Origin of the sequence: Streptococcus oralis, from assembly GCF_016028255.1 — a bacterium.
GTDB lineage: Bacteria > Bacillota > Bacilli > Lactobacillales > Streptococcaceae > Streptococcus > Streptococcus oralis_AC.
Genome location: NZ_CP065707.1, coordinates 1,976,581 through 1,991,000, shown reverse-complemented (window position 1 = coordinate 1,991,000; position 14,420 = coordinate 1,976,581). Strand labels below are relative to the sequence as shown.

The following is a 14,420-nucleotide window of genomic DNA, read 5'->3' as shown; positions in this document are numbered from 1 at the left end:
AAAGCTCAAGGTCCGTTGGTCAAGGGGTTAAGACACCGCCTTTTCACGGCGGTAACACGGGTTCGAATCCCGTACGGACTATGTGTGTATCGCAGGGACGAAAAAAGTAAAAAAAGTTTCAAAAAAGTGTTGACATAGGTCAACAGCTGTGATATACTAATATAGTTGTCGCTTGAGAGAGATTGAGTGACAAAGACCTTTGAAAACTGAACAAGACGAACCAATGTGCAGGGCACTATAACAAAGGTTATAGTACTGAACAATGAAAAAAACAATAAATCTGTCAGTGACAGAAATGAGTGAGAACTCAAACTTTTAATGAGAGTTTGATCCTGGCTCAGGACGAACGCTGGCGGCGTGCCTAATACATGCAAGTAGAACGCTGAAGGAGGAGCTTGCTTCTCCGGATGAGTTGCGAACGGGTGAGTAACGCGTAGGTAACCTGCCTGGTAGCGGGGGATAACTATTGGAAACGATAGCTAATACCGCATAATAGCAGTTATTGCATGATAACTGTTTGAAAGGTGCAATTGCACCACTACCAGATGGACCTGCGTTGTATTAGCTAGTTGGTGGGGTAACGGCTCACCAAGGCGACGATACATAGCCGACCTGAGAGGGTGATCGGCCACACTGGGACTGAGACACGGCCCAGACTCCTACGGGAGGCAGCAGTAGGGAATCTTCGGCAATGGACGGAAGTCTGACCGAGCAACGCCGCGTGAGTGAAGAAGGTTTTCGGATCGTAAAGCTCTGTTGTAAGAGAAGAACGAGTGTGAGAGTGGAAAGTTCACACTGTGACGGTATCTTACCAGAAAGGGACGGCTAACTACGTGCCAGCAGCCGCGGTAATACGTAGGTCCCGAGCGTTGTCCGGATTTATTGGGCGTAAAGCGAGCGCAGGCGGTTAGATAAGTCTGAAGTTAAAGGCTGTGGCTTAACCATAGTACGCTTTGGAAACTGTTTAACTTGAGTGCAAGAGGGGAGAGTGGAATTCCATGTGTAGCGGTGAAATGCGTAGATATATGGAGGAACACCGGTGGCGAAAGCGGCTCTCTGGCTTGTAACTGACGCTGAGGCTCGAAAGCGTGGGGAGCAAACAGGATTAGATACCCTGGTAGTCCACGCCGTAAACGATGAGTGCTAGGTGTTAGACCCTTTCCGGGGTTTAGTGCCGCAGCTAACGCATTAAGCACTCCGCCTGGGGAGTACGACCGCAAGGTTGAAACTCAAAGGAATTGACGGGGGCCCGCACAAGCGGTGGAGCATGTGGTTTAATTCGAAGCAACGCGAAGAACCTTACCAGGTCTTGACATCCCTCTGACCGCTCTAGAGATAGAGCTTTCCTTCGGGACAGAGGTGACAGGTGGTGCATGGTTGTCGTCAGCTCGTGTCGTGAGATGTTGGGTTAAGTCCCGCAACGAGCGCAACCCCTATTGTTAGTTGCCATCATTCAGTTGGGCACTCTAGCGAGACTGCCGGTAATAAACCGGAGGAAGGTGGGGATGACGTCAAATCATCATGCCCCTTATGACCTGGGCTACACACGTGCTACAATGGCTGGTACAACGAGTCGCAAGCCGGTGACGGCAAGCTAATCTCTTAAAGCCAGTCTCAGTTCGGATTGTAGGCTGCAACTCGCCTACATGAAGTCGGAATCGCTAGTAATCGCGGATCAGCACGCCGCGGTGAATACGTTCCCGGGCCTTGTACACACCGCCCGTCACACCACGAGAGTTTGTAACACCCGAAGTCGGTGAGGTAACCTTTTAGGAGCCAGCCGCCTAAGGTGGGATAGATGATTGGGGTGAAGTCGTAACAAGGTAGCCGTATCGGAAGGTGCGGCTGGATCACCTCCTTTCTAAGGATAAGGAACTGCGCATTGGTCTTGTTTAGTCTTGAGAGGTCTTGTGGGGCCTTAGCTCAGCTGGGAGAGCGCCTGCTTTGCACGCAGGAGGTCAGCGGTTCGATCCCGCTAGGCTCCATTGGTGAGAGATCACCAAGTAATGCACATTGAAAATTGAATATCTATATCAAATAGTAACAAGAAAATAAACCGAAACGCTGTAGTATTAAAAGAGTTACTGACTGAAAGGTCAGAAAATAAGGTTAAGTTAATAAGGGCGCACGGTGGATGCCTTGGCACTAGGAGCCGAAGAAGGACGTGACAAACGACGATATGCCTTGGGTAGCTGTAAGTAAGCGATGATCCAGGGATTTCCGAATGGGGGAACCCAACAGGTACTACCTGTTACCCATATCTGTTAAGGATGTGAGGAGGAAGACGCAGTGAACTGAAACATCTAAGTAGCTGCAGGAAGAGAAAGCAAAAGCGATTGCCTTAGTAGCGGCGAGCGAAACGGCAGGAGGGCAAACCGAAGAGTTTACTCTTCGGGGTTGTAGGACTGCAATGTGGACTCAAAGATTATAGAAGAATGATTTGGGAAGATCAGCCAAAGAGAGTAACAGCCTCGTATTTAAAATAGTCTTTGTACCTAGCAGTATCCTGAGTACGGCGGGACACGAGAAATCCCGTCGGAATCTGGGAGGACCATCTCCCAACCCTAAATACTCCCTAGTGACCGATAGTGAACCAGTACCGTGAGGGAAAGGTGAAAAGCACCCCGGGAGGGGAGTGAAATAGAACCTGAAACCGTGTGCCTACAACAAGTTCGAGCCCGTTAATGGGTGAGAGCGTGCCTTTTGTAGAATGAACCGGCGAGTTACGATATGATGCGAGGTTAAGTTGAAGAGACGGAGCCGCAGGGAAACCGAGTCTGAATAGGGCGCATTAGTATCATGTCGTAGACCCGAAACCATGTGACCTACCCATGAGCAGGTTGAAGGTGCGGTAAGACGCACTGGAGGACCGAACCAGGGCACGTTGAAAAGTGCTTGGATGACTTGTGGGTAGCGGAGAAATTCCAAACGAACTTGGAGATAGCTGGTTCTCTCCGAAATAGCTTTAGGGCTAGCGTCGACATTAGAGATTCTTGGAGGTAGAGCACTGTTTGGGTGAGGGGTCCATCCCGGATTACCAATCTCAGATAAACTCCGAATGCCAAAGAATTATGGTCGGCAGTCAGACTGCGAGTGCTAAGATCCGTAGTCGAAAGGGAAACAGCCCAGACCACCAGCTAAGGTCCCAAAATAATTGTTAAGTGGAAAAGGATGTGGGGTTGCACAGACAACTAGGATGTTAGCTTAGAAGCAGCTATTCATTCAAAGAGTGCGTAATAGCTCACTAGTCGAGTGACCCTGCGCCGAAAATGTACCGGGGCTAAAACAATTTACCGAAGCTGTGGATACCTTTATAGGTATGGTAGGAGAGCGTTCTATGTGTGATGAAGGTATACCGTGAGGAGTGCTGGAACGCATAGAAGTGAGAATGCCGGTATGAGTAGCGAAAGACAGGTGAGAATCCTGTCCACCGTAAGACTAAGGTTTCCAGGGGAAGGCTCGTCCGCCCTGGGTTAGTCGGGACCTAAGGAGAGACCGAAAGGTGTATCCGATGGACAACAGGTTGATATTCCTGTACTAGAGTATGTAGTGATGGAGGGACGCAGTAGGCTAACTAAAGCAGACGATTGGAAGTGTCTGTCTAAGCAGTGAGGTGTGATATGAGTCAAATGCTTATATCTATAACATTGAGCTGTGATGGGGAGCGAAGTTTAGTAGCGAAGTTAGTGACGTCACACTGCCAAGAAAAGCTTCTAGCGTTTAAACATACTCTACCCGTACCGCAAACCGACACAGGTAGTCGAGGCGAGTAGCCTCAGGTGAGCGAGAGAACTCTCGTTAAGGAACTCGGCAAAATGACCCCGTAACTTCGGGAGAAGGGGTGCTGACTTTACGTCAGCCGCAGTGAATAGGCCCAAGCAACTGTTTATCAAAAACACAGCTCTCTGCTAAATCGTAAGATGATGTATAGGGGGTGACGCCTGCCCGGTGCTGGAAGGTTAAGAGGAGTGCTTAGCGGTAACGCGAAGGTATGAATTGAAGCCCCAGTAAACGGCGGCCGTAACTATAACGGTCCTAAGGTAGCGAAATTCCTTGTCGGGTAAGTTCCGACCCGCACGAAAGGCGTAATGATTTGGGCACTGTCTCAACGAGAGACTCGGTGAAATTTTAGTACCTGTGAAGATGCAGGTTACCCGCGACAGGACGGAAAGACCCCATGGAGCTTTACTGCAGTTTGATATTGAGTGTCTGTACCACATGTACAGGATAGGTAGGAGTCTATGAGATCGGGACGCCAGTTTCGAAGGAGACGTTGTTGGGATACTACCCTTGTGTTATGGCCACTCTAACCCGGATAGGTTATCCCTATCGGAGACAGTGTCTGACGGGCAGTTTGACTGGGGCGGTCGCCTCCTAAAAGGTAACGGAGGCGCCCAAAGGTTCCCTCAGAATGGTTGGAAATCATTCGCAGAGTGTAAAGGTATAAGGGAGCTTGACTGCGAGAGCTACAACTCGAGCAGGGACGAAAGTCGGGCTTAGTGATCCGGTGGTTCCGCATGGAAGGGCCATCGCTCAACGGATAAAAGCTACCCTGGGGATAACAGGCTTATCTCCCCCAAGAGTTCACATCGACGGGGAGGTTTGGCACCTCGATGTCGGCTCGTCGCATCCTGGGGCTGTAGTCGGTCCCAAGGGTTGGGCTGTTCGCCCATTAAAGCGGCACGCGAGCTGGGTTCAGAACGTCGTGAGACAGTTCGGTCCCTATCCGTCGCGGGCGTAGGAAATTTGAGAGGATCTGCTCCTAGTACGAGAGGACCAGAGTGGACTTACCGCTGGTGTACCAGTTGTCTTGCCAAAGGCATCGCTGGGTAGCTATGTAGGGAAGGGATAAACGCTGAAAGCATCTAAGTGTGAAACCCACCTCAAGATGAGATTTCCCATGATTTTATATCAGTAAGAGCCCTGAGAGATGATCAGGTAGATAGGTTAGAAGTGGAAGTGTGGTGACACATGTAGCGGACTAATACTAATAGCTCGAGGACTTATCCAAAGTAACTGAGAAAACTTAGCGTATGGTTTTTCTAATTATTTGATAGATATTCAATTTTGAGTAGGTATTACTCAGAGTTAAGTGACGATAGCCTAGGAGATACACCTGTACCCATGCCGAACACAGCAGTTAAGCCCTAGAACGCCGGAAGTAGTTGGGGGTTGCCCCTGTGAGATATGGAAGTCGCTTAGCAGAATAGGAAGTTTAGAGGCTTCCTTTTTGGGAGTTTAGCTCAGCTGGGAGAGCATCTGCCTTACAAGCAGAGGGTCAGCGGTTCGATCCCGTTAACTCCCATAGGTCCCGTAGTGTAGCGGTTATCACGTCGCCCTGTCACGGCGAAGATCGCGGGTTCGATTCCCGTCGGGACCGTAAGATAACGGAAGTTATTTTAGACTCGTTAGCTCAGTTGGTAGAGCAATTGACTTTTAATCAATGGGTCACTGGTTCGAGCCCAGTACGGGTCATATTTGCGGGTTTGGCGGAATTGGCAGACGCACCAGATTTAGGATCTGGCGCTTAACGGCGTGGGGGTTCAAGTCCCTTAACCCGCATAGTAGAAATTAGCCGGCTTAGCTCAGTTGGTAGAGCATCTGATTTGTAATCAGAGGGTCGCGTGTTCAAGTCATGTAGCCGGCATTAGAACTAGAAGAGGTCGATGCGAACGTAGTTCAGTGGTAGAACACCACCTTGCCAAGGTGGGGGTCGCGGGTTCGAATCCCGTCGTTCGCTTAGAGAGGCCGGGGTGGCGGAACTGGCAGACGCACAGGACTTAAAATCCTGCGATTGGAAACGATCGTACCGGTTCGATCCCGGTCCTCGGCATATAATAATGAGCACCCTTAGCTCAACTGGATAGAGTACCTGACTACGAATCAGGCGGTTAGAGGTTCGAATCCTCTAGGGTGCATTTTTTCTATTTAACTCGGGAAGTAGCTCAGCTTGGTAGAGTACTTGGTTTGGGACCAAGGTGTCGCAGGTTCGAATCCTGTCTTCCCGATTGATGGCGGTGTAGCTCAGCTGGCTAGAGCGTCCGGTTCATACCCGGGAGGTCGGGGGTTCGATCCCCTTCGCCGCTATAAAGATCTTGTTGGACCTTTAGCTCAGCTGGTTAGAGCTCTCGGCTCATAACCGAGTGGTCGTAGGTTCAAGTCCTACAAGGTCCATTGTATATTTTGGAGGATTACCCAAGTCTGGCTGAAGGGAACGGTCTTGAAAACCGTCAGGCGTGTAAAAGCGTGCGTGGGTTCGAATCCCACATCCTCCTTTTTATTATTAACGCGGGATGGAGCAGCTCGGTAGCTCGTCGGGCTCATAACCCGAAGGTCGTAGGTTCAAATCCTGCTCCCGCAATTTGGCTCGGTAGCTCAGTTGGTAGAGCAATGGATTGAAGCTCCATGTGTCGGCGGTTCGATTCCGTCTCGCGCCATTTTATAATGGTTATGCGGGTGTAGTTTAGTGGTAAAACTACAGCCTTCCAAGCTGTTGTCGCGAGTTCGATTCTCGTCACCCGCTTTGAACTTTGTTCAAATTACCAAGTTTTTAACTTGGGCGCGTAGCTCAGGTGGTTAGAGCGCACGCCTGATAAGCGTGAGGTCGGTGGTTCGAGTCCACTCGTGCCCATTAATAGGAGAATTACTCAAGAGGCTGAAGAGGACGGTTTGCTAAATCGTTAGGTCGGGTAACTGGCGCGGGGGTTCGAATCCCCCATTCTCCGTATACAGAGAGCTATAAAGCGAGTGTAGGAGTTTAAATCAACTTATACCTATTAATTAAATATTTTGGAGAATTACTCAAGAGGCTGAAGAGGACGGTTTGCTAAATCGTTAGGTCGGGTAACTGGCGCGGGGGTTCGAATCCCCCATTCTCCGTGATACAATTTGAGAATCTTTATCAACTCTAGTGGGTTGAAGAAAAGCTAAGATCGAGAAAGGACGAATTTCGTCCTTTCTTTTTTGATGTTGAGAGCGATGAAAATCCTTTTTTTGAAGTTTTCAAAGTTCCGAAAACCAAAGGCATTTCGTTTGATGAGTTTAATGAGATTATTAGTCGCTTCCAATTTTGCGTTGGAATAAGGTAACTGAAGGGCGTTGACAATCTTCACTTTATCCTTGAGGAAGGTTTTAAAGACAGTCTGAAAAAGAGGATGAACCAGCTTGAGATTATTTTCAATGAGTTCGAAAAAATTCTCTGCCTCCTTGTTCTGAAAGTTAAAAAGCAAGAGCTGATAGAGATTATAGTGTTTTTTCAGGTCTGGCGATAAAAGCGTTTATGACTTAGTTTCCGACTCTCCTGTTGGATGAGTTTCCAGTAGCGTTTGATTGCCTTATATTCGTGCGATCTCCTATCAAACTGATTCATGATTTGGATGCGAAGGCAGCTCATAGCACGGCCGAGATTTTGTACAATGTGAAAGCAATCGAGGATGATTTTAGCAGAAGGAAAGAGTTTCTTAGCGATGTCGTAATAGGAGCTAAACATGTCCATTGTAATGACTTTCATTCCATTTCGGACCTGTCTAGAATAACGAAGGAAATGATTGCGAATCGTTGCTTGAGTCCGTCCGTCTAAGATAGCTAGGATCTTATTTGAATCAAAATCTTGTGCAATGAAGCTCATCTTGCCTTTCTTGAAGCTGTATTTATCCCAAGACATGTGAGTTGGAAGATAAATCTGTCTTGAATTTAAACTCTTTCAGTTTACGAATGACGGTGGAAGTGGAGATAGTCAAGCTTTCAGCGATGGCTGTTATAGGGACTTTCTCGACTAATTTTTGAGCGATTTGGTGGTTTTTCTTGACTAAGGGAGTCTCTGCGACAGCCATTTTTCCACGGACTTTACAGCGAAAACACCGTTTTCTCAATCGAATCAGCCTTTTGTATCTCGCACCTTCTAGATAAGGGATTTTAGATTTTTTTGAAAATCATATTTCTTCAGTGATTTCCTGTTGGGGGATCCATATTGATAATATCTACACTCTTGATGTTAGGGTCTTTAATATCAAGTAGTTTTGTGATAAAATGCAATAGTTCCATAAGATTCTTTCTAATGATGGTTTGGTCGCTTTTCATTATAGATCTTTTGGGACTTTTTTCTAGGCTCCATAATCTCCATAGTGGTTTTACTCACTACAGAATTATAGAGCTTTATTATCTAATGCTGTTTCTGTAACTTTCATACTAGAAAAAATCATAAATAGACTAGATTTAGTGGTATACTAAGGTTAGGGCCTTTAAGTGGCTGGGGTTAATCGAGATGAAAAATGGAGTAAAATTTCATAGTATTTTTTATAGATTTATACTATTTATCTTTGTAGTATTTCTAACTGTGATTTCAATGATCTTAGATGCAAAAAAAGCGCAAATTTGCTTTTTTAACCTATCTTTGACTATCGGACAAGAGGAGTTGAAGGTTGTTACAGTTGTGGTTTTGCTCCTTACTTTTCTTCTATCTTTCATGTTCAAATGGAAGTGTTTAATCCATAAAACTGGGATTTATCTAAGAAAAATTGATTTATTTATAGCTTGGGATGAGATTAGAGGTCTTAGCCATGTCTGGATAAATGAATATCATCGTGGACCTCATGGTTTCCTGTTCTATAATCGTAAGACGCTGGTTATTTATAGAGAAAATTATCAACCGGTTTGCCTTTATAATATTTCATTATTGGCCTTATATGTGGCTAAATGTTATCATCCAAAATTGAAAACTAATATAGTCTCAGCAACGTTAGCAAGTCTCTTCAATATGGCTTTAAATGCATGCTTCTTGTACGAGATGTTTAGTAAAAATTTGGTGAATATAAAAGCTGAAGTCTTTATGTTTTGGCTGCTTTTGTATGCTGTTAAAGTTTTTGCACTTCCATTGGTCATGCTTGGACACGAAAATCACTGCTATGGGGTTTCTTTGGCACATAGCACGGCATATAAAAAGCATGCCTCAAAAGCTATCCACCTGTAAATTGTTGACAGGAAGCCAGCTATTTATATATCTGTTACTTTCTATATTCAAAAAGCACTATATGTTACTAGTTGAGGTTCTAGACACCATATAGTGCTGTTATTAAGTCCAGCTAGTGAGTGAGATTTCACCACTATTGAGCCAGATTTCTGTCTGGTCATCAAGCTGGATAAGGAGTTGTCCTTTGTCGGAGATGTCCTTGGCGACTCCTTTTTTTTCAGTCTGTTCTTGGATAAAACTGACCTCTCTTCCTAGAACAAGAGAGTGTTCTTTATAAAGATAGAGTAGTTCTTCGGGTGCTGTTTGGTAGAAACAACGCCAAATTTCTGAGATTAGTTCGTTTCGTGTGATAGGAGCTGGTGGTATAAAGAGACTTCCAGCTTTTTCTTTTATCTCTTTGGGAAAATCGCTGATGGCAAAGTTGATTCCAACGCCGATAATGACATCTGTTACTAGACCTGTTTCCACGGACGTCATGGCTTCGGTGAGGATACCTGCTATTTTTTTATTTTTAAAGTAGATATCATTTACCCATTTGATACCCACGTCAATCAAGGTGAGGTTTTTAATGGCTTTGTAAATGGCACCTGCTGTAAGTAATGTGTAGGCAGGAAGCTGGTCATAGGTGAGATTTGGCTGAATATGTAATGACATATAAATACCTCCCTGAGCAGGAGAGTAGTAAGGGCGCTGAAAGCGGCCACGACCTGCTGTTTGACATGTGGAAAGATAGAGACTATTTCCCAGGCTTCCACCTTCAATACCTTCTTTTGCATCTGTTTGGGTTGATTTGGTCTCAGGCTTGTAGAGAATGCTTAAGTTGGTTTTCTCTTGAATCAAATCAGGTAGGATCAAATCGCCTTGAATAAGTTTGTAACCTTTATTTTTAATACTGTCAATCACGAGCCCTTCTTGTTGGAGGCGTTGAATTGCCTTCCATATGGATGTACGACTTAACGACAGTTCTTCTGCAATTTTTTCTCCGCTAACATAGTCGTTTTCTCTAGCTAATATTTGGTAGACTAGTTGGTGTGATTTCATTGATTTTCCTTTCTAGCTAAGAGGGAGTGAGAGAGTTCTTTTCGAGTTTGACTCGGTGTTTTTTGAAAAAACTGCTTGTAGGCTTTTGAAAAATGTAGTGGATCTGAGAAACCCACGGAGTATGCAATGACTTTAATAGATTCTTCAGTATGTTCCAGAAGTTGTTGTGCACGATGCATCCGAACGTAGAGTAGATACTCTTTTGGAGAGAGTTGGTGAAATTCTTTAAACACACTAGTTAAGTAACTTCTATGAACCGATAGCTCTTTAGCTAAATCTTGAATGGTGAGCGATTGTGGATAGTGACTATCTATCAATCGTTTGCAGTCAAGATAGAGTTGGTGGGTTGATGAAATATTCTTTTTTTTCTGATTAGGAGCAATCGTTCCTAAATGAAACATCAATTCATGAAGTTGCCCCATGATATGGAGTTGTGCTAGTTCGTTTGATTTTGTTACCTGAGCAAAACGGACAATATTTTCAATGAGTTTTGCAGTTGTCTGTGTATGACAGTTTTTTGACTGGATGAGGTAGGATTGATCAGAAATTTGAGACAGAGCAAAATAGTCAGGTGCCCTCCCTCCAGTAATCCCTAACCAGTAGTAAGCCCAAGGATTCTGGCTATCTGCTTGATAGAAGGTTAATTCATCTGGTTTTAGTAAAAAGAAATCTCCTGCCTTTAAATCAACAATTTTACCCTTATAATGGAATTGACCTTTTCCTTTAGTAATGTAATGTAGTACATAGGTATCTCGAATAGCTGGGCCAAAAGAGTAGTTAGGCGTACATTCTTCATAACCGTAAAAGCTAAGAGAAAGATCAATTGTTCCAGTCTGGTATTCTGAAAAAACGAGCATGTGCCACCTCCTACCTAACATTTTACCATACTTTGTAGACATTTCTCTATTTTAGAAAGCGCTTTTATTTGATAAAATTTTATCAAGAAATCGAAGAGGTGAAATATATGGGAGTTCGAATAGAGAATAATCTATTTTACGTTGAGAGTAAAGGTCTAAGTTTGATTATTGAAAATAGGGATGGGTTCTTATTATTAAAACATTTAGGAAAGACTATTAAGGACTATAGAGGTTCTAATAGTGTTTATGAACGCGATCATGCTTTTTCTGGTAATCCAATAGCTACTAATCGAACCTTTAGTTTGGATACGCAACGTCAGATTTTTGGACAACATGGCTTAGGTGATTTTAGAAGACCAACTTTACAGGTTCAACATGACGCAACTGAAGTAACAGACTTTCGATTTGTAGAAGCAAAGATTTTAAAAGGTCAGAATGGTCCACAGGGCTTACCTTCTCCTCACAGCATGGATGGTACAGAGACTCTTGTCTTGATTTTAAAAGATCCTCAAGCTAAACTTAGTCTGACTTTGTATTATACAGCTTTTGATAATGATGCGACAATTGCTAGTTACAGCAAATTGGAGAATAATAGCAATCAGGAAGTTGTCATCCACAAGAACTTTTCTTTTATGGCTGATTTTCCCGCTGCGGCTTACGAAATTGTAACTCTGCAGGGTGCTTATGCTCGTGAAAAGACTGTTCGACGTCAACAGGTAGAACAAGGAATCTTTTCAATTAGTTCGAACCGTGGTGCTTCTGGTCATGCTCAAACACCAGCTCTTCTATTATGTGATCAAGGAGTCACAGAGGATGATGGGAATGTGTTTGCTCTGCAACTACTGTATAGTGGAAACTTTGAAGCTTTTGTTCAAAAGAATCAATTGAATGAAGTTCGGGTGTCGATTGGCATTAATCCAGAAAACTTTTCTTGGAAGTTAAATCCTAAGGAAAACTTTGAAACACCGGTAGCTTTAGTGACCTATTCAGACAAGGGATTAACTGGTATTAGTCATGAAAGTCAGAATTTTGTACTTAAGCACATTATGCCAAGTCAGTTTTCTAAAAAAGAGCGTCCAATTCTAATTAATAACTGGGAAGCTACTTACTTTGACTTTCAGAGAGAAAAACTATTAGAATTGGCAGATGAAGCTAAGAAAGTTGGAATTGAACTTTTTGTATTAGATGATGGGTGGTTTGGTAATCGCTTTGATGATAATCGGGCTTTAGGTGATTGGGTTGTGAATGAGAAAAAACTGGGTGGAAGCCTTGAAAGTCTGATTTCAGCGATCCATGAAAGAGGTTTGCAGTTTGGGCTTTGGTTAGAACCTGAAATGATTTCTGTAGATAGCGATTTGTATCGCAAACATCCTGACTGGGCTATTCAGGTTCCAGGTTATGAGCATACCTATTCTCGAAATCAATTAGTACTTAATCTTGCCAATCCTCAGGTAGTAGAATATCTGAAAAATGTTTTAGATGAACTCCTCTCTCATCATAAGATTGACTACATCAAATGGGATATGAATCGTAATATTACTAATCTGGGGAATGGTTCAGCCTACTTGGATACCCAGATGCAGTCTCATCAGTATATGTTAGGGCTTTACGAACTTGTTTCTTATCTTACAGAGAAGCACGGCCATATTCTCTTTGAGTCCTGCTCTGGTGGTGGTGGACGAAATGATCTTGGTATGATGCGTTATTTCCCACAAGTCTGGGCTAGTGATAATACTGATGCCATAGCACGTTTACCAATTCAATACGGTTCATCCTATCTCTATCCAACCATTTCTATGGGGGCTCATGTGTCAGCAGTACCAAATCATCAGATGGGACGAATGACACCATTGGAAACTCGTGGTCATGTGGCAATGATGGGAAATCTGGGTTATGAGCTTGATTTGACAAGTTTATCAGATGAAGAGAAGTCTGAGATTGCTAATCAGGTGAACTTGTATAAAGAAGTGCGGCCAGTAGTCCAGTTGGGAAACCAGTATAGGTTAATCAATCCCGATGCTGAATCCAATGAAGCAGCTGTACAATTTAACTATGGAAATCAAACGATTGTAACCTACGTCCGAGTCCTATCAGTTGTGGAAACAATGGAAACAACTTTAAAGTTAAAAGATTTGGATGAAGAGGGACGGTATGAATTACAGGAAAATGGTGTAGTTTACTCAGGTGCAGAACTCATGTATGCGGGTATTACTATGGAGCTTCCGCAGGGAGATTATCTCAGCAGGCAGTTACATTTCATTAGAAGATAAGGAGATAAAATCATGAGATGGTATAACAAGATGAGCTTAATTGCTGCTACAGGACTCTGCCTTTTGGGGCTGTCAGCTTGTAGTAGTCAAGAAGAGTCAACTGATGGCAAGGTAACGATTGAATATTTCAATCAGAAGGGTGAAATGGTTGATACCCTTCGTGAGATTGCCAAAGACTTTGAAAAAGAAAATCCGAATGTGCATATTAAAGTAGTGAATGTCCCTAACGCTGGGGAAGTACTCAAAACTCGCGTTCTGGCTGGAGATATTCCTGATGTTGTTAATATCTATCCCCAGTCTATTGAATTACAAGAATGGGCTAAAGCTGGATACTTTGAAGATTTATCTAATAAAGACTATCTTAAGAGAGTTAAGAATCATTACGCAGATAAATATGCGATAGATGGAAAGATTTACAATATCCCTTATACTGCTAATGCTTATGGTATCTATTACAACAAGGATAAATTTAAAGAACTGGGATTGAAAGTTCCAGAGACTTGGGAGGAATTTGAGGAATTAGTTGATACGATTATAGCAAAAGGGGAAACACCTTTTGCCATTGCAGGAGCAGATACTTGGACCTTGAATGGTTATCATCAGTTAGCTCTTGCCACTTCTACAGGTGGCGGTAAGGAAGCGAATGATTACCTACGTTTTTCCAAGCCAAATGCCATAAAGTCTTCAGATTCAGTGCTTAAAGATGATTTCAGGCTGTTAGATTTATTCCGCAAAAAAGGTTCCATGCAAACCAACTGGCAAGGAGCAGGCTATACTGACGTTGTCGGTGCCTTCGCTAGAGGCGATGCCCTGATGACTCCAAATGGTTCTTGGGCTATCACAGCAATCAATGCGCAAGACCCTAAGTTTAATGTTGGAACGTTCCCTTTCCCTGGAAAGCAAAAAGGACAAAGCTTGACCATTGGAGCAGGAGACCTATCTTGGTCTATCTCGTCAAGTAGTAAGCACAAGAAAGAAGCCAATGCTTTTGTTGAATATATGTCACGTCCAGAAGTTATGCAGAAATATTATGATGTGGACGGCTCACCAACAGCTATTGAAGGTGTCAAGGAAGCTGGGTCAGATGCACCGCTAGCTGGTCTTGCTGAACTAGCATTTACAGATCGACATCTCGTTTGGCTAGCTCAAGACTGGACCAGTGAAAGTGATTTTTATACCTTGACTGGGAACTATATTACAACTGGAAACAAAGAGGATATGGCGAAAGCACTAAATGCATTCTTCAATCCGATGAAAGCAGACGTAGAGTAGGAGTAGATCTAC

5 protein-coding genes, 20 tRNA genes, 3 rRNA genes and 1 pseudogene are annotated in these 14,420 nt (G+C 43.8%); 26 read left to right on the top strand and 3 right to left on the bottom strand.

The window, feature by feature from the left end:
• Positions 1 to 9: 9 nt before the first annotated feature.
• From I6G42_RS09805 to I6G42_RS09695, 23 genes are all read left to right on the top strand, one after another.
• Positions 10 to 81, top strand: a tRNA-Glu gene (locus tag I6G42_RS09805).
• Positions 82 to 314: 233 nt separating this feature from the next.
• Positions 315 to 1,861 (top strand): 16S ribosomal RNA (locus I6G42_RS09800).
• A gap of 51 nt (positions 1,862 to 1,912) precedes the next feature.
• Positions 1,913 to 1,985 (top strand) — tRNA-Ala (locus tag I6G42_RS09795).
• Between the two features lie 122 nt (positions 1,986 to 2,107).
• Positions 2,108 to 5,011, top strand: a 23S ribosomal RNA gene (locus tag I6G42_RS09790).
• A gap of 77 nt (positions 5,012 to 5,088) precedes the next feature.
• Positions 5,089 to 5,203 (top strand): 5S ribosomal RNA (gene rrf / locus I6G42_RS09785).
• The 16S, 23S and 5S rRNA genes sit together here with 20 tRNA genes alongside, the layout of an rRNA operon.
• A gap of 29 nt (positions 5,204 to 5,232) precedes the next feature.
• Positions 5,233 to 5,305 (top strand) — tRNA-Val (locus I6G42_RS09780).
• A 2-nt stretch (positions 5,306 to 5,307) separates the two neighbouring features.
• Positions 5,308 to 5,380: transfer RNA gene (locus I6G42_RS09775), tRNA-Asp, on the top strand.
• A 22-nt stretch (positions 5,381 to 5,402) separates the two neighbouring features.
• Positions 5,403 to 5,475, top strand: a tRNA-Lys gene (locus I6G42_RS09770).
• 5 nt (positions 5,476 to 5,480) lie between these two features.
• Positions 5,481 to 5,562 (top strand) — tRNA-Leu (locus I6G42_RS09765).
• 12 nt (positions 5,563 to 5,574) lie between these two features.
• A tRNA-Thr gene (locus tag I6G42_RS09760) sits at positions 5,575 to 5,647 on the top strand.
• Positions 5,648 to 5,668: 21 nt separating this feature from the next.
• Positions 5,669 to 5,740 (top strand) — tRNA-Gly (locus I6G42_RS09755).
• Positions 5,741 to 5,747: 7 nt separating this feature from the next.
• Positions 5,748 to 5,833: transfer RNA gene (locus I6G42_RS09750), tRNA-Leu, on the top strand.
• A gap of 11 nt (positions 5,834 to 5,844) precedes the next feature.
• A tRNA-Arg gene (locus tag I6G42_RS09745) sits at positions 5,845 to 5,918 on the top strand.
• 16 nt (positions 5,919 to 5,934) lie between these two features.
• Positions 5,935 to 6,008, top strand: a tRNA-Pro gene (locus I6G42_RS09740).
• Positions 6,009 to 6,013: 5 nt separating this feature from the next.
• A tRNA-Met gene (locus I6G42_RS09735) sits at positions 6,014 to 6,087 on the top strand.
• Positions 6,088 to 6,100: 13 nt separating this feature from the next.
• Positions 6,101 to 6,174 (top strand) — tRNA-Ile (locus tag I6G42_RS09730).
• Positions 6,175 to 6,185: 11 nt separating this feature from the next.
• Positions 6,186 to 6,275: transfer RNA gene (locus tag I6G42_RS09725), tRNA-Ser, on the top strand.
• A 12-nt stretch (positions 6,276 to 6,287) separates the two neighbouring features.
• Positions 6,288 to 6,361: transfer RNA gene (locus tag I6G42_RS09720), tRNA-Met, on the top strand.
• Between the two features lie 3 nt (positions 6,362 to 6,364).
• Positions 6,365 to 6,437, top strand: a tRNA-Phe gene (locus tag I6G42_RS09715).
• Between the two features lie 15 nt (positions 6,438 to 6,452).
• Positions 6,453 to 6,523: transfer RNA gene (locus I6G42_RS09710), tRNA-Gly, on the top strand.
• A gap of 34 nt (positions 6,524 to 6,557) precedes the next feature.
• A tRNA-Ile gene (locus tag I6G42_RS09705) sits at positions 6,558 to 6,631 on the top strand.
• A gap of 6 nt (positions 6,632 to 6,637) precedes the next feature.
• Positions 6,638 to 6,725, top strand: a tRNA-Ser gene (locus I6G42_RS09700).
• A gap of 66 nt (positions 6,726 to 6,791) precedes the next feature.
• Positions 6,792 to 6,879: transfer RNA gene (locus I6G42_RS09695), tRNA-Ser, on the top strand.
• Positions 6,880 to 6,926: 47 nt separating this feature from the next.
• Here I6G42_RS09695 and I6G42_RS09690 read toward each other — a convergent pair.
• Positions 6,927 to 8,043: pseudogene (locus I6G42_RS09690) on the bottom strand (ISL3 family transposase).
• A gap of 220 nt (positions 8,044 to 8,263) precedes the next feature.
• Between I6G42_RS09690 and I6G42_RS09685 the strand changes: the two are divergent.
• A complete protein-coding gene (locus tag I6G42_RS09685; RefSeq protein ID WP_038804463.1) occupies positions 8,264 to 8,968 on the top strand; it encodes a hypothetical protein in 705 nt (234 codons plus the stop codon).
• 102 nt (positions 8,969 to 9,070) lie between these two features.
• Here I6G42_RS09685 and birA read toward each other — a convergent pair whose 3' ends face one another.
• Both birA and I6G42_RS09675 read right to left on the bottom strand, forming a co-directional pair.
• Positions 9,071 to 10,009 carry a bifunctional biotin--[acetyl-CoA-carboxylase] ligase/biotin operon repressor BirA gene (gene birA, locus I6G42_RS09680; protein WP_038804462.1) on the bottom strand — a complete coding sequence of 313 codons (939 nt, stop codon included), beginning with the start codon at positions 10,007 to 10,009 and terminating at the stop codon, positions 9,071 to 9,073.
• Positions 10,006 to 10,866, bottom strand: coding sequence for an AraC family transcriptional regulator (locus I6G42_RS09675; protein ID WP_038804460.1), 861 nt, complete (start codon positions 10,864 to 10,866; stop codon positions 10,006 to 10,008). Before I6G42_RS09675 ends, birA begins: the two co-directional genes overlap by 4 nt.
• 107 nt (positions 10,867 to 10,973) lie before the next feature.
• Between I6G42_RS09675 and I6G42_RS09670 the strand changes: the two genes are divergently transcribed.
• On the top strand, positions 10,974 to 13,136 hold the full coding sequence (locus I6G42_RS09670) for an alpha-galactosidase (RefSeq protein ID WP_038804459.1): 2,163 nt from the start codon (positions 10,974 to 10,976) through the stop codon (positions 13,134 to 13,136).
• Between the two features lie 12 nt (positions 13,137 to 13,148).
• Positions 13,149 to 14,408, top strand: coding sequence for an extracellular solute-binding protein (locus tag I6G42_RS09665; protein WP_038804458.1), 1,260 nt, complete (start codon positions 13,149 to 13,151; stop codon positions 14,406 to 14,408).
• Positions 14,409 to 14,420: the final 12 nt, after the last annotated feature.

Bases quoted from the DNA above. Each gene is read 5' to 3' on its own strand.
- I6G42_RS09685 (WP_038804463.1), top strand. From the start codon at position 8,264: ATGAAAAATGGAGTAAAATTTCATAGTATTTTTTATAGATTTATACTA.
- birA (WP_038804462.1), bottom strand. From the start codon at position 10,009: ATGAAATCACACCAACTAGTCTACCAAATATTAGCTAGAGAAAACGAC.
- I6G42_RS09675 (WP_038804460.1), bottom strand. From the start codon at position 10,866: ATGCTCGTTTTTTCAGAATACCAGACTGGAACAATTGATCTTTCTCTT.
- I6G42_RS09670 (WP_038804459.1), top strand. From the start codon at position 10,974: ATGGGAGTTCGAATAGAGAATAATCTATTTTACGTTGAGAGTAAAGGT.
- I6G42_RS09665 (WP_038804458.1), top strand. From the start codon at position 13,149: ATGAGATGGTATAACAAGATGAGCTTAATTGCTGCTACAGGACTCTGC.